Below are 22614 nucleotides of genomic sequence, written 5' to 3' on the forward strand. Positions count from 1 at the left end.
AGATCTGAGTCCGGTACAATACCGGACTCAGATCTTAGAAGCTGCTTAAATTATTTGTCTAACTTTTTTGGGTCAGATCAGTTTGTCTACAGTCTAAGAGGTTGCCATTGGCAACCTCTTTTTTTAACCGTACCATCGCATAGGTAATGTAAATAAGAATAAACAGTAATGTATTTACAAACATCATCATGTTATTCCATTCATTATTGAAGATAGAAACGCTGAAGAACAACACAACTTGTATCACTACAAAATGTCCTTTGCTGTATATAAAGTGAGACATTTACGAAAAACAAACATGCTAATGAAAGTGCTGATAATGGTTGGAACAAGGATCACTAATAAATTTCCCGCCACTAATGATAGATAATAATGGATAGGATAGTTAATAAGAAAAATAAGAAAAATAGCTGTAAACATCCTTAAATTTTTCATATTCTTCGTATCTTTAATGTGTTGGATATAAAATTGTATACAGATAAGTAAGATTACACAACTAAGATTTGCAAAATACATAGCGAAATGCTCTGAAAAACCACTGTATTCATCAGTGCGCATAAAATAAAAAGGTGCAGTAATGATGAAAAGACATAAAATTTGACAATAGCAAAATAGAAAATCAGTTTTTAACTGTGTTTTCTTAGCTAATGGTAGGCTATTTACGAATAGTTCCCAGTTTGCCTTCTTGTCTTGCTCATATAAACTACTGACAATATTAACTGAAAATATAACGATGAAAATCAACATTGAAAAACTATCGAAATACTGTATACTTATGAAATTAATAACAATACAAACAATTAATATGCTAATTATTGAGAATTTTTGCATCGAAATTCTATGCCAAAGTAATGCTTTCATCCAACTTCTCCTCCTAAAAATCCTTATGTTTATAAATCGCAATTGAAATAAGAGAAGATAGCCATAAGATAAAAAGCCCAACAAAAGGTGCAAAGTAACCGAAATCTTTTAATTTTGATAGTGTCACTAAAAAATCGGCAAGTTCCCCATCTATGAACCCTATCAAAAAGCCTGGTATGAAGCATAGAGCAATAAGAACGATTCTTCCTTTGATGGAGCCGAATTTAATATAAATTGGTAGTAACATAGCCAGCATACAAAAGGCGGCAGTCACGATTAGGCAGAAAGTCAGAAAAAAATCAGTAGTTTCTATGTGATTTGTGAAGCGATTAATCAGTAAGACAAAAGGTAACGCAATCACAAGACCAATGATCATCATAATGATACTTAGTAGATATTTACTGAGCACGATATCGCTCGTTGAAATCGGAAGGGTATTCGCGTATTTATCCCAGTTGCATAGTTCATCATAAGTGAGAGCTGTTATTGCTTGAATGGTTACGATAAATACAATAAAGGAAAGAAGTATTGTGCTCTGTTGCATGAAAACCGAGATGATCAAAATGACGCTGAGAAAAATAGCCTGTGATTTCAACTGGCGCTGTATGGTCATGAAATCTTTCACTATAAGAGCAGTCATCGCACAACACTTCCTTTCACGTAAAATAGCATAATTTCCTCTATAGTCGGTTTTTCAAGTATAAATGCTTCACTTACTTCATTTCTATGGACGAGCACCTCAACGCCAAAAGTCCCAATGCGCTTCCCAATAATAGCGTGCTCAGGTAATTCGCTTACTTCCTCATTACTCCCTTTAAAAATGCCATATTCATAAAGCATTACATCCTTACTTTCACTCAATAAAATTTCTCCATTATGAATAAATGTAATATAATCTGCTATCTTTTCTAAATCACTCGTAATATGTGAAGAAAATAAAATACTATGAGTTTCATCCTGCATAAACTCTAAAAATAAGTCGAGAATTTCGTCGCGAATAATTGGATCAAGTCCACTTGTTGGTTCATCTAATATCAACAGTTTTGGATGATGCGACAAAGCTAATGCAATTGACAACTTCATCCTCATTCCACGCGATAGCTCTTTTACTCTTTTTCGCTCAGGTACTTTAAATTGTGCTAGCCGTTCAAAATAATAGGGCGAATCCCACGATTTAAATACCTTTTTCATAAATTTGTCGAGTTGTGTCGCATTTAGCGTCTCGGGTACATGTAAATCATCAAAAACAACACCAATGTCGTATTTTATCGCAATTTCATGTTCGACAGCATCCTTGCCAAATAGCAAAATTTCGCCATGTTCTTTTTTTAGTAAATTTAAAAGACATTTAATGGTTGTTGACTTGCCTGCACCGTTCTCTCCAACAAAGCCCATGACGGTTCCTTGGGGTACAGAAAAACTCACATCTTTTAGTGAAAAGCCAACAAAACTTTTATGTAAATCATGAATTTCAATGGCATTCATTTAGTTGTCCTCCTCTAAGATTAACGATAATAGCTCTTGTAATTCCTCTTTTGTAAGACCAGCTGTTTTTGCTGTTTTTACTGCTTTTTGCAAATGTTCTTCAATCTGACGAAGTAATTCCTCACGAAGAAAATCCTGATTACGCTCTGTAACAAAGCTACCTTTACCTGCGACCGTTTCTATAAAGCCATCTCGCTCTAAATCAGCATAAGCCCGCTTCGTTGTCATGACGCTAATTTTCAACTCCTTCGCCAGCATACGAATCGAAGGCAATGCATCACCAGCTTGCAATTTATTGGCCAAAATGGCTTCTTTCAACTGCATCGTAATTTGCTCGTAGATGGGCTTATCGCTCGCATTACTTAAATGAATATGCACTTTTTTCACCTCACAGATTTATAGTCAAGTTGTAACTATGGTTGCCATTGTGCTCTTGCTAGATATGACATCTACCAAAAACGTTAAACTGTATATACACACTATATACAGTAGGGGCGAAAAATGCAACCCAGAAGAACTCTTAATGATGGGCACGAATTGCAGAAACTCGGCATATATTGGGATAACGGCTCAAGGAGGGAGATGAGGCATGCTACTATCAGAAATGGTGGATAAAGAGTTAATTCAGGTTGAGGGTGGGGTACATTTTGGCATACTCGCACACACAGAATGCCTATTAGATGTACAAACAGGGAAGATCCATGGCTTTGAGATTATTAAAGATAAGATGCCATTCCAAAAAAAGAAAGTAAAAGTTAGTGAAATGATTCCATGGCATGAAATTATATTAATTGGTGAAGATCGGATTTTATTTAACAAAACAGCGACGGTACAGTCAGAATTTTTACAGTGAGGTGAGCTTTTGGAAAACGAAAAATGGCTCGTGATTGGAGAAGACTCGAGATTAAAGGAATTAGCGACAATGTTGAGGAGCCCATCACGTACAGTATTTTATAAAAGAACAACCGTCTGGAATGAGGAGTTAAATAAATTAGTTTTAGAGTTCCAGCCCAATAAGATTGTTCTACCGATTCTTCCATTAAAGATTGAAGTGGAACAATTATATGGAACATCTCAGGTTAAGTTTTATACGGGGCGACTGACAATGCATTGGAAGCACTTGCTTGATAAAAATGAAACGAATTGCTATTTACAGCAAGAGTCTTTTATTTGGCAAAATGCTCGTTTAACTGCGGAGGGATTTATCGCCACGTTTTACGGTCTAGAGCAAAAATGTATTTACGGACAAAACTTTACTATCGCAGGTTTTGGGCGCATAGCCAAAATGCTCGCGTCTTTACTCGTTAAGATGGGTGCTAATGTGCACATTGTTGCAAGGTCTGTGGTGCAAGTAAGTGAAGCAAGGGCATATGGATACAAAGCGACGAATTTAGATGATCGGAAATGGTCCATCCATGATGGCATTTTCATTAATACGATTCCTGCCAAGTGGATTACGGAGTCATTCCAAGATCATGTACCGGCAGTGCTATATGATTTAGCTTCAGAGCCGGGCTGTTTAGATATAGATGCTGACCAGTTACAAACGTATGTACTATTGCCATCATTACCTGGGAAATACTTTGCACATGATGCAGCAGAAATATTGTGCAAGGCAATAGAGGAGGAGGAAAATTGCTAACGGGGAAACGTATTGGTTTAGGTATTACAGCTTCACATTGTACGTATGAAGATGTAGTCCCTAAAATTCAAAATTTTATCGATGTAGGGGCAACGGTGATTCCGATTATTACCCACTCCGTTTTACATGCAGCTACACGCTTTGGCACAGGGGAGGAATGGATTGCAAAAATCGAGGATTTGACAGGAGAAAAAGTCATTTCTTCTATTAAAGAAGCGGAACCGTTTGGACCGTCAAATCCATTGGATGCAATGGTTATAGCTCCAATGACAGGTAATAGTATTAGTAAATTTGCGAATGCAGCCACAGACAGCCCAGTGTTAATGGCAGCAAAAGCAACTTTGCGCAATGGTTCACCTGTGGTACTTGGCATCTCGACAAATGATGCTCTCGGTTTAAATGGCATGAATATTATGAAACTGCTCAATGCTAAAAATATATACTTTATTCCATTCGGTCAGGATTCTCCATATGGAAAGCCTAACTCATTAATTGCTGATTTTGATAAAATGGTTGACACCGTACATGCAGCAATTACGCAGAAAAACCAATTACAACCGCTGTTGATACAATATTTCAAATAAATCTATAATTGCACACAATTTTCAGTATTTTTGTGATACAATAGCACACATTATAGAACTTGTATTCAGGGAGAGATGACAGATGACAAAGCAGTTAACAGTTGCGGTTGTAGGTGCAACAGGAGCAGTAGGATCTAAAATGATGGAGCAGCTAATAAAACGGAATTTTCCAATTGGTGACATTAAGTTTTTAGCTTCTGCACGTTCAGCAGGAAAACCAATCGAATTTAATGGCAAGACATATACAATTGAAGAAGCGACATCAGAAGCTTTCGAAGGCGTCAATGTCGCTTTATTCTCAGCGGGTGGTTCGGTATCAGCAGTGCTTGCGCCAGAAGCGGCAAAACGTGGTGCTGTTGTCATTGATAATACGAGCCATTTCCGTATGGATCCGGAGGTACCGCTTGTTGTACCTGAAGTAAATCGCGGCGACCTTGCTAAGCATAAAGGCATTATCGCAAATCCGAATTGCTCTACAATTCAAATGGTAGCAGCACTTGAACCAATTCGTGCAGCATTTGGCTTAACGAAGGTATTAGTATCGACATACCAAGCAGTTTCAGGCGCAGGCATTTCTGCGGTTCAAGAATTACAAGCACAAAGCGCAAACTGGGATGCAGGTAAGGAAGTAGCAGCAAATATTTTACCTTCTGGCAGCGACAAACGTTATTTCCCAATTGCTCGTAATGTCATTCCACAAATCGATAAATTTACTGACAATGGCTTTACATACGAAGAAATGAAAATGATTAATGAAACGAAGAAAATCATGCATGCACCAGAGCTAAAAGTAGCTGCAACTTGCGTACGTGTGCCAGTCGTTTCAGGACACTCTGAATCTGTTTATATTGAAGTAGAAAAAGAGGCAACGGTTCAAGCAATCTTTGAAGTATTACGTCATGCACCAGGAATCGAACTACAAGATGATATTGCCACACAAACTTACCCAATGCCAATTTATGCAGAAGGGGAAGATGCTACTTTTGTAGGACGTATCCGTCAAGACTTAGACAATAAAAAAGGATTCCACCTATGGATCGTATCAGACAATCTATTAAAAGGCGCTGCATTAAACTCTATCCAAATTGCAGAAGCGATGCTTGAGGATAACTTACTATAAGAGGGGTGTAAGGATGAATATAGGTCGAATTGGAACGGCGATGATTACGCCATTCAAGGAAGATGGCACGATTAATTATCCAGAGCTAGAACGTATTATTAATCATTTAATAGAAAATGGTACTGATTGTATTGTTGCTTGTGGCACAACCTCTGAAAACCCAACGATGACCACAGAAGAAAAAATTGAAGTTGTACGATTTACAGTAGAGAAGGTTGCGGGACGTGTACCAGTTATTGCAGGTACAGGAGATAACGAAACGGCTTATTCTATTGCAATGACGCACAAGGCTGAAGAAAATGGTGCAGACGGTATTATGTTAGTAGCACCGTATTACAATAAACCAAACCAACGAGGTATTTTTGCGCACTTTGAAACGATTGCCAAAGAAACAAAGCTGCCAGTGATGCTCTATAATGTACCAGGTCGCACAGGCATTAATGTTGCATATGAAACTTCTGTTGCTTTAAGTAAAATTCCAAATATCGCATGGATTAAAGAAGCGAGCGGTAATTTAGACCAAATGGGCGATATTATTGAGAATGTTGATGTTACAGATGATTTCCTTGTGTATAGTGGTGACGATGGTTTAACACTGCCGTTACTTGCAATTGGTGGAGCTGGTATTATTTCAGTTGCTTCACACGTTGTCGGTAATGATATGCAACAAATGATTAAAGCGTTTGAAGAAGGAAATCACAAGCTAGCTGCCAAAATTCACCGAGCATTATTACCACTCGTACGTGCTTTGTTTGCACAGCCGAATCCGTCACCTGTAAAATATGCGATGACAAAATTAGGCTTTGATACATTAAATGTTCGTCTACCAATGGTGGAGATGACAGAAGATGAAAAAACAAACTTTGACCAAGTTTGGGAAGCATATCAAGAAAAAGCGAAGAGTTTTAGATAGTAGTGTGGCGTGGCTGATGAAAATCAGCTGCGCCTTTTTTTGAGCGGAGATTTGAATGATTCAGGGGTCTATTTGCATGTAGTCTACATACCTCGCTCAGTTGAAGAGTAGGAGAGCTCGGATCATCACGTTTACTGCTCGGGTGAAGAGAAGAAACGCCCAGGTAATCGCATGCATCGCTCGGGTGAAGAGAAGAAACGCTCAGGTAATCGCATGCACCGCTCGGGTACAGAGAACGACCGCTCAGGTAATCGTGTTCACCGCTCGGGTACTGAGAAGAAACGCTCAGGTAGCCGCATGCATCGCTCGGGTGAAGAGAAGAAACGCTCAGGTAATCGCATGCACCGCTCGGGTACAGAGAACGACCGCTCAGGTAGCCGCAGGTACCGCTCGGGTACTGAGAAGAAACGCTCAGGTAATCGCATGCACCGCTCGGGTACAGAGAAGGACCGGCTCAGGTAATCGCATGCACCGCTCGGGTACAAAGAAGGACCGCTCAGGTAACCACGCACCTCGACAGTTAACCTCCTACATCGCTCCTTTGTTAGCAAAACACCGAGTCAGCCCCGATTACCACTAAGGCAATAAACAACTAACCCCCTCATCCAATCTAGTTTTTACCCCCTTAGTCCCTATGATCGATGGGTAACTCTTGCCTCAATTTAATTTTAGTAGACATAAAATACATGTTTCCAACACGAAACATGTATATTTAATTTGTGCAAAAGCTTTGCAAACCGTATAATGAAAATTAAGTGGTTGCTGTTCGGGATATCTTTTAGGAGGAAATAAATTGACAAAAAAGAAAAATGAATTAATTCGCATCATTCCACTAGGTGGCGTGGGCGAAATTGGAAAAGCAATGTGCGTAGTAGAAATTGACGAAGAGCTATTTGTAGTTGATAGTGGTTTAATGTTCCCAGAAGACGAGATGCTGGGCATTGATATCGTAATTCCTGATATTACGTATTTAGAAGAAAACAAAGAACGTGTGAAGGGAATTTTCTTAACGCACGGACATGAGGATGCAATTGGCTCAATTGCTTATGTCTTACAAAAAGTGAAAGCCCCTGTGTACGGGTCTAAACTAACCATTGCGCTTGCGAAAGAACATTTGAAAGAGTTACCTGCACCACATCAGGTAAAATTCTTTGAAGTAACAAATCGTAGCCGTATGAATTTCAACTCAACGTATGTGACATTTTTCCATACAACACATAGTATTCCCGATTCGTTAGGGGTAGTGTTCCATACTTCTGAAGGAGCAATCGTTCATACAGGAGAGTTTAAATTCGATCAATCTGCAACTGGCAAATTCAAGCCAGATTTGGCAAAAATGGCTCAGTTAGGGGAAGAAGGCGTATTTATATTGCTTTCTGAATCATGTGAAGCAGAACGCCCGGGTTATACGACATCTGAAATTGTAATTGAAGAGCAATTATCAAAAACATTCCATTCAGCACCAGGACGTATTTTAGTCGCTGTTTATGCATCAAACTTTATTCGTATTCAACAAGTATTCGCACAAGCTCAAAAATCGTCCCGTAAAGTGGCGATTGTTGGTAAATCTTTAGAAAAAGCTGTGGATTTAGGTGTACAATTAGGCTATTTGACACTCGAAGAAGACACAATTATTCCAATCTCTGATATGCAAAAATATCAAGATGATGAGATTATTATTATTGCAACTGGCAATAGAGGCGAACCGCTTGATGCACTAGAAAAGATTGTTCGTAAGCATCACAGAGACATTAAGATTAAAAAAGATGACACAGTGCTGATTACGTTCACACCATCTCCTGGTATGGAAGTGCAAATGGCGAATGCTATGAACTCGATTGCAAAAGCAGGGGCTGAAATTCTAACGTCAAGTAAAAATGTGCATGTTTCAGGTCATGGTAGCCAAGAGGATTTAAAATTAATGCTCAACTTAATGCAACCAAAATATTTTATCCCTGTACAAGGTGAATATCGTATGCTTATTGCACACTCTAAGCTTGCACAACAACTAGGTATGCAAAAGTCACAAATTTTCATCGCAGATAAAGGGGATATCGTAGAATACAAAAGCGGTAAAATGCGCATGAGCGGTCGTGTACAAGCAGGTAATGTCCTAATTGACGGAATTGGGGTTGGCGATGTTGGCAATATAGTCCTTCGTGACCGTAAATTACTATCACAGGATGGTATTTTCATTGTCGTTGTGACATTAAATCGTGCGCAAAAGAAAATCGCGTCAGGTCCAGAAATTTTATCCCGTGGTTTCGTCTATGTACGTGAATCGGAAGCATTGATGGTGGAAGCATCTGAAATTGCCAAAAATGTGATTGAAAAATACGTTGGCAAAGAAACATTTGAATGGACAAACATTAAACAAGAAATTCGTGATACATTAAATACTTATTTATTCCAAAAAACAAAGCGCCGCCCAATGATTATCCCAATCATTATGGAGTATTAAAACAAAGCAAAACTATAATCTGAAGGGTCGCACTCTTCCATCGATATTTATGAACTTATGCTTAGAACGCCCATTTCTGTGGCAATGCCTAAGTAACCAACATTATGTTGGCCTGAATCAGACCCGTATTTATGGGTTTAAAACACATCGCGAATGCTTTGGGTAAGTAGCGAATGAAAAAGGATTTTCTAGCCGACATAACGGTGGGAAATCCTTTTTTTTGAAACAATTGAGTTCTACATGATATCATTCGCTACATATATAAAATGGATTGCAAAAGAAGGTGAAAAAATGGCTACTAGTAAAAAAAGAAAAGTGACAAAAAGGAAACCATCAGCAGAAAATAAAGAAATGCACCCGCTTATGTATGAAATTTTAGGGCTCATCCTAATTGCGCTTGCGGTCATTATGATTTTTGAATATGGCATGACTGGGCGTATACTCCAAACAATTGCAATGTTTTTTATAGGGAATTTACATTTTGCTGTACCATTTATGTTTGTATTTATTGCCTTAATCCTAATGATAGGACGCAAAAAAATAAGCTTGAAGGATCGACTGATTTTCGGAATGTTACTTATTATTATGAGTTTAACAATTTTTAGTCATAGTATTCTTTTTGAGCAACTATCCAAATCAAGTGGCTTATTATCAGACTCAGTATTGCGAGAGTCTTGGCGAATATTAATTGATACAGATGGTGTTGTGCATCGTAGTAATTCTCTTGGCGGTGGTATGGTAGGTGCCTTGCTTTTTAGTGGGCTTCATGTGCTGTTTGAGGCAACCGGTGCGAAGGTTGTTGCATGGGTCATTTTCTTTATCGGATTAATTTTAGTGACAGGAAAAGCACTTGTCCCGTATTTAGCGGAAAAGATGCCAGATGTTTTTGGGAAGTGGCAAAAAAAACAGCAAGAAAAGAAGAAAAATGCGCCAAAGAAAAAACAATCGAATCGTCGTACAAGATCAGAAAGTATGGATGAGATTGCAGCGGAGGATTATACGCAACCAGTTCAAGAAGAAGAGGAAACTTCACATGAGCCGATTATCTCAGCCTTTACACAAAATGTTTCGCATGAACGAGAGGAGACGTTTGCTGCCCCTCAGGACGTGGAAATAGAAGAAGAGGAGCTGGTAGATGATGTTCATATTGAGGACACAGCTGCTATTGAAAATGCAGATTATCAGCTCCCTTCGTATAATCTTTTAAAAATGCCACCACAACATGACCAAAGTGGAGAATATTCAGTGATCCAAGCGAATGCCAAAAAGCTTGAGCAAACCTTGCAGAGCTTTGGTGTAAAAGCAAAGGTGACACAGGTCCATCTAGGGCCAGCAGTAACGAAATATGAAATTTTACCTGATATCGGGGTGAAGGTCAGTAAAATTGTTAACTTACAGGATGATCTCGCTTTAGCACTTGCAGCCAAAGATATTCGTATGGAAGCACCGATTCCTGGAAAATCTGCCATTGGCATTGAAGTGCCAAATAGTGAGGTAGCGATTGTTACACTGAGAGAGGTATTAGAAGCCAAAGATGGTGCGAAGCCAGATGCATTACTACAAGTGGCATTAGGTCGTGATATTACGGGACAAGCTGTGTTAGCCGAGCTAAATAAAATGCCACATTTACTAGTCGCTGGTTCAACTGGTAGTGGGAAAAGTGTGTGTATAAATGGCATTGTCGTATCCATACTAATGCGCACAAAACCACATGAAGTAAAGCTGATGATGATTGATCCTAAAATGGTCGAGTTAAATGTCTATAATGGAATTCCGCATTTATTAGCGCCTGTTGTAACCGATGCACGTAAAGCATCTCAGGCACTAAAAAAAGTAGTATCCGAAATGGAACGACGTTATGATTTATTTTCACATACGGGTACACGTAATATTGAAGGCTATAATGGTCATGTACAAAAAGTAAACGAACAAACTGCTGAAAAACACCCTAAATTACCATATATTGTAGTAATTGTGGATGAGTTAGCAGATTTAATGATGGTTGCATCTAATGATGTAGAGGATTCTATTACACGGTTAGCTCAAATGGCTCGTGCTGCAGGTATTCATTTAATACTTGCGACACAAAGACCGAGTGTAGATGTTTTGACTGGGGTTATAAAGGCCAATATCCCTTCTCGTATTGCTTTTGCCGTGTCATCATCGATTGATTCTAGAACGATTTTAGATATGGGTGGTGCAGAACGATTGCTTGGTCGAGGGGACATGCTATTTTTACCAGCTGGTGCTTCTAAGCCAAAACGTGTGCAAGGTGCATTTTTATCAGATCAAGAGGTAGAAGAAGTCGTAGAATTTGTTATAGAACAGCAAAAAGCACAGTATCAAGAAGAGATGATTCCAACAGAAGAGGAAACCGTTTTAGAAGAAACGGATGATTTATTTGATGAAGCTGTGCAATTAGTGGTGGGGATGCAAACGGCGTCGGTTTCGATGCTACAACGACGGTTCCGAATTGGCTATTCCCGTGCAGCTCGTATTGTTGATCAGATGGAACAACGTGGTATTGTCGGGCCTTCAGAGGGAAGTAAACCTCGTCAGGTGCTCATTAGTCAGTATGATAATTAATGATTCGGGAAAGACCGAATTTTAGGTGTTATCTATATTTTTGTCCATTTGTCACAATAAAAGTGGTGAAAGGGCGATTTCTATTACAGATTTTTCTCAAAACAGTTTATTTCATTCTGCAAAAATGTTATATTTATGAACGATTAGTAGGAATGTTGTACATCAGATGTCTGATCTCTGATTTTGGTGGTGATATATGTGACTATTAAAGCAGATCATCGTCATCTCTATCTTCAAGTAATTGATCGTTTAAAATCTGATATTGAGACCGGCGTTTTCAAAGAAAATGAAAAACTGCCTTCAGAGTTTGAATTATCGAAATCACTAGGAGTCAGTCGAGCAACACTTAGAGAAGCGCTTCGACTGTTGGAAGAGGAAAATGTGATTGTGCGTCGACATGGGGTTGGTACATTTGTTAATCCTAAGCCGTTGTTTACATCTGGCATCGAGCATTTATCCAGCATTTCTTCTATGATCGAAACGGCAGGAATGGAACCAGGTTCGCGTTTTTTAAAAGCAACCGAAACCATCCCTTCTGATGAAGATTTAAAACGCTTCCAATGTGATGGCGAAGATAAAATACTCAAGATTGAACGTGTCAGAACAGCAGATGGTGAACCAGTAGTTTATTGTATAGATAAATTACCAGCTAGCTTCCTGCCTACTGACTTTGTAGACAAAAAAGAAGTTTCACTTTTTTCTGCACTTGAACAATCGGGTAAAATTCATGTTGCCTACGCTGTGACTTACATTGATCCAGTTGGCTATCATGAACAAGCATCGCCGATTTTAAATTGTGGTCGTGAAACGGCACTTTTAGTATTGAAGCAGCTGCATTACGATGATCATGATCAAGTAGTGCTGTATTCAAAAAATTATTTCCGAGCTGATAAATTCAGCTTCCATGTAGTACGAAAACGGGTGTAGAACATTTCTAATTACTTTCCTGCTAATTACAATACCTTTGGGGGGTTAACACAATGAAAAAACGTAAATTTGGTTTAGTATTATCTTCAGTATTGGCTGCAAGTGCAATTCTTGGTGCATGTGGTGCAAAAGACGACAAAGACAAAGAGAATGACAATGCTTCATCAGGAGATACAAAAACAGAAGAAGCGTTCTCAATAGCAATGGTTACTGACGTAGGTGGCGTTGATGACAAATCATTCAACCAATCTGCATGGGAAGGTGTTCAAGCTTACGGTAAAGAACACAACCTATCAAAAGGTGATGGTGGTTTCGACTACTTACAATCAAAAACGGACGCAGACTATGATACAAATTTAAACCTATTATTACGTCGTGACTTCAACTTAGTATTCGGGATTGGCTATATGATGGCTGATGCAATTGAAGCCATTGCTTCAGAAAACCCAGACAATCACTTTGCATTAATCGATGCTGAAGTTGAAGCAGACAACGTAGTAAATGTTATGTTCAAAGAGCAAGAGGGTGCTTTCTTAGCAGGTGTTGCTGCTGCGAAAATGTCTAAATCAGGCAAAATCGGCTTCGTAGGTGGTGTTGATATTCCAGTTATCAATCGTTTTGAAGCTGGTTTCGTTGAAGGTGCTAAAGCTGTTAACCCAGATATCGAAATTCAACGTAACTACACAGCTGCATTCGATAAAGCTGATCTTGGTAAAATCGCTGCTAACAGTATGTACTCTTCAGGCGTAGATATTATTTTCCACGCTGCTGGTGCAACTGGTAATGGTGTATTCTCTGAAGCAAAAGAACGTAAAGCAAAAGACCCTAAAGCAAATGTATGGGTAATCGGTGTAGATGCTGACCAATACGAGGAAGGTAAAATTGACGAAAAAACAAACGTTACTTTAACTTCTATGTTAAAAGGTGTTAACGCTGCGGTAGTAGATATTTCAAACAAAGCGAAAAATGGTGACTTCCCTGGTGGCACAACACTAACTTATGGTTTAGCTGAAGATGGTGTGAAACTTGCTGATTCTCGTGGTGCAATTCCAGAAGATGTACAAGCAGTTATTGACGAATATAAAGAAAAAATTGCTAGCGGTGAAATCGTAGTTCCAGAAAAAGTGGAAAAATAATTCATCTCTCAATCATCATAAGGGGCTTTTTGCAGGCCCTTATGATGATTTTTCAATCTATCGTTATATTTCGACTATTTTTAATACTCTATATGGTTAAATTTATATTTCTACATGGTTGCCCATATAGAGGTAGAATTTTTATATGAGTATATCGTAAGCTTAAGATAATGATGGTAACAAGTTAATAGAAGAAAGGTTTCTAACGATGACCTTTCCTGTGTTAATTTATCTTCATTCAGCAGATATGTTATGTACGAAAAGCGTAGCGTTAGCTTGAAAAGACGCCTACCTCTATAGATGTGCAATGCATGAGAGCGAATTTTTTGTTCTTTGGGTATTTAAACCCCGCTGAACGTAGATAAGCCTCTGGCGAAGGTCACAGGTCTTGAAGAAATGACAAAGGGGATGTTAGTCGGTATAGCGTCGCATCTATGCGATTATGGCTAAGTGACTTGTATTGTGCAGGCATATTCGCAATTCAAAATCTGGATTCAAGTACAAGGCGAATTAGATATTACAAAAGTGCCTAATAAGGGAGTGACTATATTGGAATACGTGATTGAGATGCTAGGAATCCGTAAAGAATTTGGTGATTTCGTAGCAAATAATAATATCACCCTCCAACTAGAAAAAGGCGAAATCCACGCGTTACTAGGTGAAAATGGTGCAGGGAAATCGACTTTAATGAACGTCCTTTTTGGTTTGTATCAACCAGAGGGGGGCGAGATTCGTGTTCGTGGGAATGCTGTGAAAATTACTAACCCGAATGTTGCCAATGGCTTAGGAATTGGCATGGTACATCAGCACTTTATGTTGGTGGAAAATTTTACAGTAACAGAAAACATTATTTTAGGTTCGGAACCTAAAAAAATGGGGATTGTCAATATTAAGGATGCTGCGAAGAAAGTGCAAGCGCTTTCTGAGAAATATGGCCTAGATGTGGATCCATATGCAAAAATCGAAGACATCACAGTTGGCATGCAACAACGTGTTGAGATTTTAAAAACACTATATCGTGGTGCGGAAATTTTAATTTTCGATGAACCTACCGCATCATTAACACCGCAAGAGATTACTGAACTTATTCAAATTATGCGTCGCTTAATCGCAGAAGGAAAATCGATTATTTTAATTACACATAAGCTGAAAGAAATTATGGAAGTTTCTGACCGTGTGACGATTATCCGCAAAGGCGAAGGGATAGGCACAGTTGTTACGGCTGAAACAAACCCGAATCATTTAGCTGAATTAATGGTCGGTCGCCAAGTAGAGTTTAAAACGGAAAAAACGGAGGCACATCCAACCGAAGAAGTACTGTCGATTGACAATTTATTCGTTACAGACTATCGAAATATCGACAAAGTAAAAGGTTTAAACTTAACAGTTCGTAAAGGTGAAATTGTTGGTATCGCAGGTATCGACGGTAACGGTCAATCAGAATTAATAGAGGCTATTACCGGCTTACGTAAGGTGAAAAGTGGTATCGTTAAACTGAATGGCAAAGATGTGACGAACATGAAACCTCGTAAAATTACCGAAGAGGGTGTTGGGCATATTCCACAAGACCGTCATAAACATGGTTTAGTACTAGATTTCCCGATTGGTCATAATATTGCACTCCAAACATATTACCAGTCACCAATTGCTAAAGGATTTGTAATGGATTACAAGAAAGTATCCGAGAAAGCACGTCAAGTCATCAAAGAATACGATGTACGTACAGGGAATGGCGAAATGACCCCAGCACGTGCACTTTCAGGTGGTAACCAGCAAAAGGCGATTATTGGTCGTGAGATTGACCGTAATCCAGATTTACTGATTGCCGCACTACCAACACGTGGTCTTGATGTTGGGGCAATTGAATTTATTCATTCACGTCTAATTGAGCAACGCGATAAAGGAAAAGCAGTTCTGTTAATCTCCTTCGAATTAGATGAAGTGATGAACGTTTCAGATCGTATTGCAGTTATCTACGACGGTCAAATTGTGGACGAGCTAAATCCAAAAGAAACAACAGAGCAAGAACTTGGTCTATTAATGGCAGGACAAAGTAGTAAAAAAAGCACGCGTAAGGAGGGGAACGACTAATGTCAAATCGTGTCATTAATATACTCGTTCCTATCATCTCTATCGTTATCGGTTTAATTGTAGGGGCTATCGTAATGTTAGTCAGCGGTTATGATCCAATACAAGGTTATATCGCTCTTTGGACAGGTATATTTGGAGATTCATATTCAATTGGGAACACAATCCGTCAAATTACACCGTACTTATTGGCAGGTCTTGCAGTAGCTTTCGCCTTCCGTACAGGCTTGTTTAATATCGGGGTTGAGGGACAACTCATTTTAGGTTGGTTAGCAGCTGCTTGGGTAGGCTATGCTTTTGAGCTGCCTAAAATTATTCACTTACCTTTAGCGTTACTTGCCGCAGCAGCAGCAGGTGCATTTTGGGCCTTTATTGCAGGTTTCTTAAAAGCGAAATTTAAAGTCCATGAAGTAATTGCGACAATTATGTTAAACTACACGGCACTTTATATTGCCAACGCAGTTATTAAAAAATTGTCAGATGGTAGCTTTAAAACAGAACGTATTCATGAAACAGCTTCTTTACGTTCTCCGTTTTTAAGAGAGCTTACAGACAACTCAAGTCTTCACTATGGGATCATTGTTGCACTAATGATGGTAATGGTTATGTGGTTTATTTTGGAAAAAACAACACGCGGTTATGAACTTAAGGCAGTGGGACTTAATCAGCATGCTGCAGATTATTCTGGGATGAGCGTGAACAAAAATATTATTTTAGCGATGACAATTTCAGGTATGTTTGCAGGTCTTGGTGGTGCAATGGAAGCATTAGGGACATTCCAAAATGCTTCGATTAAAGCTGGCTTTACAGGGATTGGTTTCGACGGTATCGCTGTTGCCTTGCTTGGTGCAAACACGCCACTTGGGGTTGTATTCGGAGCTTCATTATTCGGCTCACTTAAATACGGGGCACTCAACATGCCAAACGCTGCGGGTATTCCAGAGGAAATCGTATCGATTATTATTGCATTGATTATCTTCTTTGTAGCATCAGGCTATATTATTCGTGTAGCTTTACAAAAGTTAAAAAAGAAAAAGGAGGGACAATAACATGAGCTTTTTAGAAATGTTATACTTCATCATCCCTTCTGCGATTCTTTATGCAACACCATTAATTTTCACCGCAATCGGTGGTGTATTCTCTGAACGTTCTGGTGTTGTCAACATCGGGTTAGAGGGTTTAATGATTGTCGGAGCATTTGTCGGCATTTTTGTCAATTTAGAATTTGCGTCCACATTTGGTTCTGCGACGATTTGGGTTGCAATGCTTGCGGCTGTAATCGTCGGTGGAATTTTCTCTCTTTTACATGCGGTGGCGTCAATCTCATTCCGTGCCGACCAAACAGTATCAGGGGTAGCCATTAACTTATTAGGGTTAGCCGTATCGGTATTTTTAGTAAAACTGATTTATGATAAAGGCCAAACAGACATGATTAGCCAACCGATAAGTCGTTTTAGTATTCCTTATTTAGAGGATATTCCGTTCTTGGGACCATTATTATTCCATAACGTATACAGTTCTTCGATATTAGCATTTGCTGTGGCAATTGGTGCATGGTTTATCATCTATAAAACACCATTTGGTTTACGTCTTCGTGCGGTTGGGGAACATCCAATGGCTGCGGATACAATGGGTGTGAAAGTCAATAAAATGCGCTATATCGCAGTTGTTATTTCCGGAGCACTTGGTGGTCTTGGTGGAGCAGTGTACGCGCAAACAATTACGCATGATTTCTCACATGCCACGATTGCAGGTCAAGGTTTCATGGCACTTGCGGCAATGATTTTCGGGAAATGGCATCCAATTGGAGCTCTTGGTGCAGCGTTATTCTTTGGTTTAGCGCAAACATTAAGTATTGCTGGGAACCAAATTCCTTACATTCAAGAGATTCCAGCTGTATACCTACAAATTTTACCGTATGTGTTAACAATCCTTGCATTAGCTGGATTTATCGGTAAAGCAAGTGCACCAAAAGCGAGTGGACAACCTTATATCAAAGGTAAACGTTAAAATAAAAGACTGGGCGATAAAAGCTCAGTCTTTTTCCTTATCTATTTCCTACTGAACAATTATTTTTACACTTTTTATATACATACTTTGGATTCTTTTTGCAATTATAGACAATAGACATGTATAGTATTTGTAGTACATTGTTATATTAAGAAAGATAGGAGGGTTTCATATGTTTAAAACAATACCTTTTGCAAAAGGTGTCAATTTGCATATCCGACAAACGACCCAATTTAAAACCGTAAATTTTTCAATTAAATGGAGAAGACCCTTAACGGCCGAAAGTGCGTCAGAACGCACGGTGTTAACAAATGTATTGCAGCATAGCAATGCAAAATATACAACTACAGCCGCATTTCGTAGCTCTCTAGATGACTTATATGGGACTGTGTTGTATTTTGACACGTCTAAGCGTGGTAACGAGCATACGGTGTTGATGAATGTAGAAGCCGTGAATGATCAGTATTTGGCAAATACGAGTGTTTTAAATGAAGTGCTTGGATTACTGCACACGGCAATTTTCGAGCCGAATTTAGAAAATGGTGTATTTAAAGAATCTATTGTGGCACGAGAAAAGAAAATGGTCATTCAGCGAATTGAATCCATTTTTGATGACAAGTCGCGTTTTGCACAACAGCGTCTTCAACAAATTTTACGTCCAAACGAGCCTGCCTCAATTTCTGCCAATGGTACAGTAGAAGCTATCGAAAACATCACATCGGCATCATTATTGGCAGCTTACGAATCCATGCTAGCAAACGATAAAATCGACATTTATGTTGCAGGCGATATTAATGAAGACGAAATCGTAGCGAAATTAAAACAGGCGCTACCTTTTAAGGATCGTACACCAGATGAAATTCCCGCTATACTGCCGCAAAAACATCCACAAAATGATTATGTGCGTGAGCAACATGACATGAAACAAGGGAAGTTGCATATTGGTTTTAGTACTTCCGTAAGATTTGGTGATGCAGACTTTGCGAAAATGCAAATTTTTAACGGCGTATTCGGTGGTTATCCACATGCGAAGTTATTTATGAATGTTCGTGAAAAAGAAAGTTTAGCGTACTATGCATCTAGTTCATACGCATCGCATTATGGCTTACTATTTGTTGTGTCAGGCATTGAAGCTAAAAATGAAGAAAAGGCCTTATCACTTATTAAAGAGCAACTTGCTGTCATGCAGGCAGGTGACATTTCAGATTTAGAGCTAGAGCAAACAAAGGCGATGCTGACGAACCAGCTAAAAGAATCTCTTGATTCTGCGCGTGGACAAATAGAAATTTACGACCAATATAAGGATTTACCCGAGGAATTTTCTGTTGAAACCTGGGCAAATAAATGGAAGGCTGTTACGAAGCAAGATGTTGTCGAAATGGCAAAACAAGTGCAGCTAGAAGCGATCTATTTCTTATGTGGAAAGGAGCAAGCCGCACAATGAAAACAATTGAATTTAAGCAATTAGATGAAACACTTTACTATGAAAAGCTAGAAAATGGCTTAGACGTATATATTTTGCCAAAAAAGGGCTTCTCAAAAACATTCGTGACATTCACGACAAAATACGGTTCTGTTGACCGTACCTTTATGCCAATCGGTGAAACGGAAAGCATTTCTGTGCCAGATGGCATTGCACACTTTTTAGAGCACAAAATGTTCGAAAAAGAAGACGGTGACGTATTCCAAAAATTTAGCGAATATGGCGCTTCTGCAAATGCCTTTACATCCTTTACACGGACAGCGTATTTATTTTCATCAACAGACAATATTTATAACAGCACTGAAACCTTATTAAATTTTGTGCAAGAGCCTTACTTTACAGAAGCGACAGTCAATAAGGAAAAAGGTATTATTGGTCAGGAAATTACGATGTATGATGATCAGCCAGATTGGCGATTGTATTTCGGTACAATTGAAAATATGTATCACAATCACCCTGTGAAAATTGACATTGCAGGTACAATCGAATCGATTGATGGGATTACTGCAGATCATTTATACACGTGCTATCATACTTTTTACCATCCTTCAAACATGCTGTTATTTGCCATAGGTGCAGTTGAACCTGAAGAAATGATGGCATTCATTCGAGAAAATCAAGGTAAAAAAGAATTCCCTGAGCCTGCGCCAATACAGCGTTTCTTTGACGAAGAACCGACAGCAGTTGCAATGAAAGAACGTACATTGCATATGGATGTTCAAAAACCAAAGTTATATATTGGCTTAAAGGCGAAAGAGACGGGGCTTTCTGGTCGCGAAATGTTAAAGCATGAGCTTTCAGTACAAATAGCTTTAGAACTTATCTTTGGACGTACATCTAATTTTTATGAGCGTGTTTATGATGAAGGTCTAATTGATGAGTCGTATGCATTTGACTTTACATTAGAAAATGGCTTTGGATTTGCCATGATTGGGTCTGATACAACAGAACCAGTGGCATTAGAACAGGCAATTAAAACAGAATTAGCAAAATATGAGGGAAATGCTCAATTTGCAAGTGCCGATTTAGAACGCATTAAACGTAAAAAAATCGGTTTCTTCTTACGTGCGCTGAACTCTATTGAATTCATTGCCAATCAATTCACGCGTTACTCGTTCAACGACATGAATTTATTTGACGTTGTCCCAGTTCTGGAAGAGTTAACGATCGAAGACTTAACTTCTGCATTTGCAACAATTCAAGGTGAATCGCAACAAACAGTCTTCAAAGTTCTACCAACTGAGAAGGGCGAACAGTGAAGAAATTTGCGCTTGTATTAGGTGCTTCAGGAGAGATTGGTCGTTCCATTTGTCAGAGCCTGGCACAGGACGGTTGGTCACTCTATGTGCATTATTCGAATAATAAGGAAGCGGCACAAACTTTACTTTATGCGCTTTCAGAAAATTTCCCTACACAGGAATTCATGCTTGTGCAGGGGGATTTTTCAAAAATAACAGCAGCAGAAACGATGGCCTCGCAAATTTTTACTGTGCAGGCGATCGTTTTTGCAAGTGGTCAAGCACATTATGCACTTCTTGAAGATACTACAGTGGAGGATATGGACGCATTATGGCGTGTCCATGTGCAAAATCCAATGCGTTTAACAGCGTTATTATCATCAAAGTTACGTGCTCATGATGTTAGCTATGTGCTCTTTATCGGCTCGATTTGGGGCGAGGCAGGATCAGCTGGTGAAACACTTTATGCAACGGTAAAAGGCGCCCAACATACCTTTGTGAAGTCTTATGCGAAAGAAGTGGCGTTGTCTCGTATTCGAGTGAATGCTATAGCGCCTGGCTTTATCCATACTTCCATGAATAGTCATTTAAATGATGTGGAACTCGATACAATTTTAGAGGAAATTCCCCTTGGTACGGTCGGTAAAACAACGGATGTAGCTGAAATGGTTCGTTTTTATCTTTCTGGTAAGGCAGATTACGTAACAGGACAAATAATAAGATTAAATGGCGGCTGGTACATATAAGATTCTTTTTTGCGCATACTACCTGTGTAAAGGAGGAGGATCTTATGACCATTTTAGAAAACTGGCAAAAATGGACATCTTTTTTAGGACAAAACGTAATGCAGGCTGAATCAAGTGGTATGCCGAAAAAAATGATTCAACAAGCAGCTATGCAAATCGGCGATTATTTGGCGACAAATGTCGATCCTAAAAACGAGCAAGAGCGAGTGCTGTCGGATTTATGGGGCGTTGCCTCTGAAGATGAGAAACAGGCCTTGGCGAATTGTGTCGTAAAACTTGTTCAAAATAAACATGTACAATGAGAAAGAGGAGAGTTTATCTCCTCTTTTTTCTATATCAAAAAGTAATAGCCGTCAGGAAAAGGGAACGTATGTAAGCCTATTAGGAGTACGCTCCAAAAAAATAGTAAGTTTTTTAAAATAACGCTGTAATTCCATGTATTCTAACTTTCCATTACATAAAAAATCAGCTATGATGGAACTTATAAAAGATTTTTTACGTTAACTAATAGGAAGGGAACGAGTGAGTTTGAGCGATTGGTACTTTGAATATGAGATTCAGGTGAATCGCCCTGGATTATTAGGAGATATTGCTTCACTTTTAGGGATGCTTCGTGTCAATATTATTTCAATAAATGGTGTCGATGAAGGGCGTCGTGGTATGCTAGTACATACAGACAATGATGAGGCGATTGAGCGTTTTCGTACAATTGTTTCGACAATGGAACATATCCACGTTACCAAATTTCGACAACCTAAACTCCGTGATCGCTTAGCCATAAGGCACGGTCATTATATTCCTCGAGATGCAGATGAAAAAAATACCTTTCGCTTCGTGCGAGATGAACTTGGTATTTTAGTGGATTTTATGGCAGAGTTATTTAAGAAGGATGGTCATAAACTCATTGGAATACGCGGTATGCCTCGTGTTGGTAAGACAGAGTCTATTGTCGCGGCAAGTGTGTGCGCCAATAAAAAATGGATTTTTTTATCTTCTACAATGATTAAGCAAACCGTTCGTAATAAGCTGGCTGGCGATGAATTCAGTGACAATAATATCTTTATATTAGACGGCATTGTGACACGTCGCTCGACGGATGAACGACATTTGCAACTAGTACGTGAGATGATGAATATGCCATCCATCAAGGTTGTAGAGCATCCAGATATGTTTGTGCAGCATTCAGAATATAAGATTGAGGATTTTGATTATATTATTGAACTACGTCATCACCCAGATGAAGAAATTACTTATGAAATAATGGAAAAAAATCATATGATGTCCGAATCCGATTCATTTGGAGGATTTAATTTTTAATTTGATACTAAAGTAGG

General features: G+C 38.9%; 21 protein-coding genes. 17 read left to right on the forward strand and 4 right to left on the reverse strand.

From position 1 onward, the window contains the following. Nucleotides 1-246 precede the first annotated feature (246 nt). Genes ACQKII_RS18145 through ACQKII_RS18160 form a run of 4 tightly spaced genes read right to left on the reverse strand, consistent with a single transcriptional unit; the run spans nucleotide 247 to nucleotide 2724 of the window. A complete protein-coding gene (locus tag ACQKII_RS18145; protein ID WP_427461619.1) occupies nucleotides 247-861 on the reverse strand; it encodes an ABC-2 transporter permease in 615 nt (204 codons plus the stop codon). A 13-nt stretch (nucleotides 862-874) separates the two neighbouring features. Continuing rightward, the gene (locus tag ACQKII_RS18150; RefSeq protein WP_427461621.1) at nucleotides 875-1501 is read right to left on the reverse strand and encodes an ABC-2 transporter permease; all 627 of its coding nucleotides are present in this window, start codon (nucleotides 1499-1501) and stop codon (nucleotides 875-877) included. Beyond that, nucleotides 1498-2346, reverse strand: coding sequence for an ABC transporter ATP-binding protein (locus ACQKII_RS18155; RefSeq protein ID WP_427461623.1), 849 nt, complete (start codon nucleotides 2344-2346; stop codon nucleotides 1498-1500). The genes ACQKII_RS18150 and ACQKII_RS18155 overlap by 4 nt, the downstream gene beginning before the upstream one ends. Beyond that, nucleotides 2347-2724, reverse strand: coding sequence for a GntR family transcriptional regulator (locus ACQKII_RS18160; RefSeq protein WP_143997712.1), 378 nt, complete (start codon nucleotides 2722-2724; stop codon nucleotides 2347-2349). 211 nt (nucleotides 2725-2935) lie between these two features. Between ACQKII_RS18160 and ACQKII_RS18165 the strand changes: the two genes are divergently transcribed. The 17 genes from ACQKII_RS18165 to ACQKII_RS18245 all read left to right on the forward strand — a co-directional run bounded on the left by ACQKII_RS18165 (nucleotide 2936) and on the right by ACQKII_RS18245 (nucleotide 22597). After that, nucleotides 2936-3199: a YlmC/YmxH family sporulation protein gene (locus ACQKII_RS18165; protein ID WP_427461626.1), complete on the forward strand. Its 264-nt coding sequence runs from the start codon at nucleotides 2936-2938 to the stop codon at nucleotides 3197-3199. Nucleotides 3200-3208: 9 nt separating this feature from the next. Beyond that, nucleotides 3209-3988, forward strand: a complete 780-nt coding sequence (locus ACQKII_RS18170; RefSeq protein ID WP_427461627.1) for an NAD(P)-dependent oxidoreductase — start codon at nucleotides 3209-3211, stop codon at nucleotides 3986-3988. Beyond that, a complete protein-coding gene (locus ACQKII_RS18175) occupies nucleotides 3982-4572 on the forward strand; it encodes a dipicolinate synthase subunit B (RefSeq protein ID WP_427461629.1) in 591 nt (196 codons plus the stop codon). Before ACQKII_RS18170 ends, ACQKII_RS18175 begins: the two co-directional genes overlap by 7 nt. An 82-nt stretch (nucleotides 4573-4654) precedes the next feature. Beyond that, nucleotides 4655-5692 (forward strand): aspartate-semialdehyde dehydrogenase, encoded by a 1038-nt coding sequence (locus ACQKII_RS18180; protein ID WP_427461631.1) that lies wholly within the window; start codon nucleotides 4655-4657, stop codon nucleotides 5690-5692. A 13-nt stretch (nucleotides 5693-5705) separates the two neighbouring features. Continuing rightward, on the forward strand, nucleotides 5706-6605 hold the full coding sequence (dapA, locus tag ACQKII_RS18185; protein ID WP_427461633.1) for a 4-hydroxy-tetrahydrodipicolinate synthase: 900 nt from the start codon (nucleotides 5706-5708) through the stop codon (nucleotides 6603-6605). 793 nt (nucleotides 6606-7398) lie between these two features. Next, on the forward strand, nucleotides 7399-9066 hold the full coding sequence (locus ACQKII_RS18190; RefSeq protein ID WP_427461635.1) for a ribonuclease J: 1668 nt from the start codon (nucleotides 7399-7401) through the stop codon (nucleotides 9064-9066). A 291-nt stretch (nucleotides 9067-9357) separates the two neighbouring features. Continuing rightward, nucleotides 9358-11652 (forward strand): DNA translocase FtsK, encoded by a 2295-nt coding sequence (locus ACQKII_RS18195; RefSeq protein WP_427461637.1) that lies wholly within the window; start codon nucleotides 9358-9360, stop codon nucleotides 11650-11652. A gap of 198 nt (nucleotides 11653-11850) precedes the next feature. Next, a complete protein-coding gene (locus tag ACQKII_RS18200; RefSeq protein ID WP_427461639.1) occupies nucleotides 11851-12579 on the forward strand; it encodes a GntR family transcriptional regulator in 729 nt (242 codons plus the stop codon). A gap of 53 nt (nucleotides 12580-12632) precedes the next feature. Continuing rightward, nucleotides 12633-13715 carry a BMP family lipoprotein gene (locus tag ACQKII_RS18205; RefSeq protein WP_427461641.1) on the forward strand — a complete coding sequence of 361 codons (1083 nt, stop codon included), beginning with the start codon at nucleotides 12633-12635 and terminating at the stop codon, nucleotides 13713-13715. 549 nt (nucleotides 13716-14264) lie between these two features. Then, a complete protein-coding gene (locus ACQKII_RS18210; protein WP_427461643.1) occupies nucleotides 14265-15806 on the forward strand; it encodes an ABC transporter ATP-binding protein in 1542 nt (513 codons plus the stop codon). After that, on the forward strand, nucleotides 15806-16852 hold the full coding sequence (locus ACQKII_RS18215) for an ABC transporter permease (RefSeq protein WP_427461645.1): 1047 nt from the start codon (nucleotides 15806-15808) through the stop codon (nucleotides 16850-16852). Before ACQKII_RS18210 ends, ACQKII_RS18215 begins: the two co-directional genes overlap by 1 nt. A gap of 1 nt (nucleotide 16853) precedes the next feature. After that, nucleotides 16854-17813, forward strand: a complete 960-nt coding sequence (locus tag ACQKII_RS18220; protein WP_427461647.1) for an ABC transporter permease — start codon at nucleotides 16854-16856, stop codon at nucleotides 17811-17813. Between the two features lie 172 nt (nucleotides 17814-17985). After that, complete coding sequence (yfmF, locus tag ACQKII_RS18225) at nucleotides 17986-19257, forward strand: EF-P 5-aminopentanol modification-associated protein YfmF (protein ID WP_427461649.1); 1272 nt, start codon at nucleotides 17986-17988, stop codon at nucleotides 19255-19257. Further along, nucleotides 19254-20555 carry an EF-P 5-aminopentanol modification-associated protein YfmH gene (gene yfmH, locus ACQKII_RS18230; RefSeq protein WP_427461651.1) on the forward strand — a complete coding sequence of 434 codons (1302 nt, stop codon included), beginning with the start codon at nucleotides 19254-19256 and terminating at the stop codon, nucleotides 20553-20555. Before yfmF ends, yfmH begins: the two co-directional genes overlap by 4 nt. Then, entirely contained in the window at nucleotides 20552-21280 is a 729-nt protein-coding gene (gene ymfI / locus ACQKII_RS18235) for an elongation factor P 5-aminopentanone reductase (RefSeq protein ID WP_427461653.1), read from the forward strand. Before yfmH ends, ymfI begins: the two co-directional genes overlap by 4 nt. A 44-nt stretch (nucleotides 21281-21324) precedes the next feature. Continuing rightward, nucleotides 21325-21582 carry a DUF3243 domain-containing protein gene (locus ACQKII_RS18240; RefSeq protein ID WP_143997728.1) on the forward strand — a complete coding sequence of 86 codons (258 nt, stop codon included), beginning with the start codon at nucleotides 21325-21327 and terminating at the stop codon, nucleotides 21580-21582. Nucleotides 21583-21808: 226 nt separating this feature from the next. Beyond that, nucleotides 21809-22597 carry a DUF3388 domain-containing protein gene (locus ACQKII_RS18245; RefSeq protein WP_143999307.1) on the forward strand — a complete coding sequence of 263 codons (789 nt, stop codon included), beginning with the start codon at nucleotides 21809-21811 and terminating at the stop codon, nucleotides 22595-22597. Nucleotides 22598-22614 lie beyond the last annotated feature (17 nt).

The organism is Lysinibacillus sp. NPDC048646 (assembly GCF_050272295.1).
GTDB lineage: Bacteria > Bacillota > Bacilli > Bacillales_A > Planococcaceae > Lysinibacillus.

What these genes read in the sequence shown, in the direction of transcription:
- ACQKII_RS18150 (WP_427461621.1), bottom strand. Translation starts at nt 1,501, where the DNA reads ATGACTGCTCTTATAGTGAAAGATTTCATGACCATACAGCGCCAGTTG.
- ACQKII_RS18155 (WP_427461623.1), bottom strand. Translation starts at nt 2,346, where the DNA reads ATGAATGCCATTGAAATTCATGATTTACATAAAAGTTTTGTTGGCTTT.
- yfmF (WP_427461649.1), top strand. Translation starts at nt 17,986, where the DNA reads ATGTTTAAAACAATACCTTTTGCAAAAGGTGTCAATTTGCATATCCGA.
- ACQKII_RS18145 (WP_427461619.1), bottom strand. Translation starts at nt 861, where the DNA reads ATGAAAGCATTACTTTGGCATAGAATTTCGATGCAAAAATTCTCAATA.
- ACQKII_RS18240 (WP_143997728.1), top strand. Translation starts at nt 21,325, where the DNA reads ATGACCATTTTAGAAAACTGGCAAAAATGGACATCTTTTTTAGGACAA.
- ACQKII_RS18195 (WP_427461637.1), top strand. Translation starts at nt 9,358, where the DNA reads ATGGCTACTAGTAAAAAAAGAAAAGTGACAAAAAGGAAACCATCAGCA.
- ACQKII_RS18165 (WP_427461626.1), top strand. Translation starts at nt 2,936, where the DNA reads ATGCTACTATCAGAAATGGTGGATAAAGAGTTAATTCAGGTTGAGGGT.
- ACQKII_RS18220 (WP_427461647.1), top strand. Translation starts at nt 16,854, where the DNA reads ATGAGCTTTTTAGAAATGTTATACTTCATCATCCCTTCTGCGATTCTT.
- ACQKII_RS18215 (WP_427461645.1), top strand. Translation starts at nt 15,806, where the DNA reads ATGTCAAATCGTGTCATTAATATACTCGTTCCTATCATCTCTATCGTT.
- ACQKII_RS18180 (WP_427461631.1), top strand. Translation starts at nt 4,655, where the DNA reads ATGACAAAGCAGTTAACAGTTGCGGTTGTAGGTGCAACAGGAGCAGTA.
- yfmH (WP_427461651.1), top strand. Translation starts at nt 19,254, where the DNA reads ATGAAAACAATTGAATTTAAGCAATTAGATGAAACACTTTACTATGAA.
- dapA (WP_427461633.1), top strand. Translation starts at nt 5,706, where the DNA reads ATGAATATAGGTCGAATTGGAACGGCGATGATTACGCCATTCAAGGAA.
- ACQKII_RS18205 (WP_427461641.1), top strand. Translation starts at nt 12,633, where the DNA reads ATGAAAAAACGTAAATTTGGTTTAGTATTATCTTCAGTATTGGCTGCA.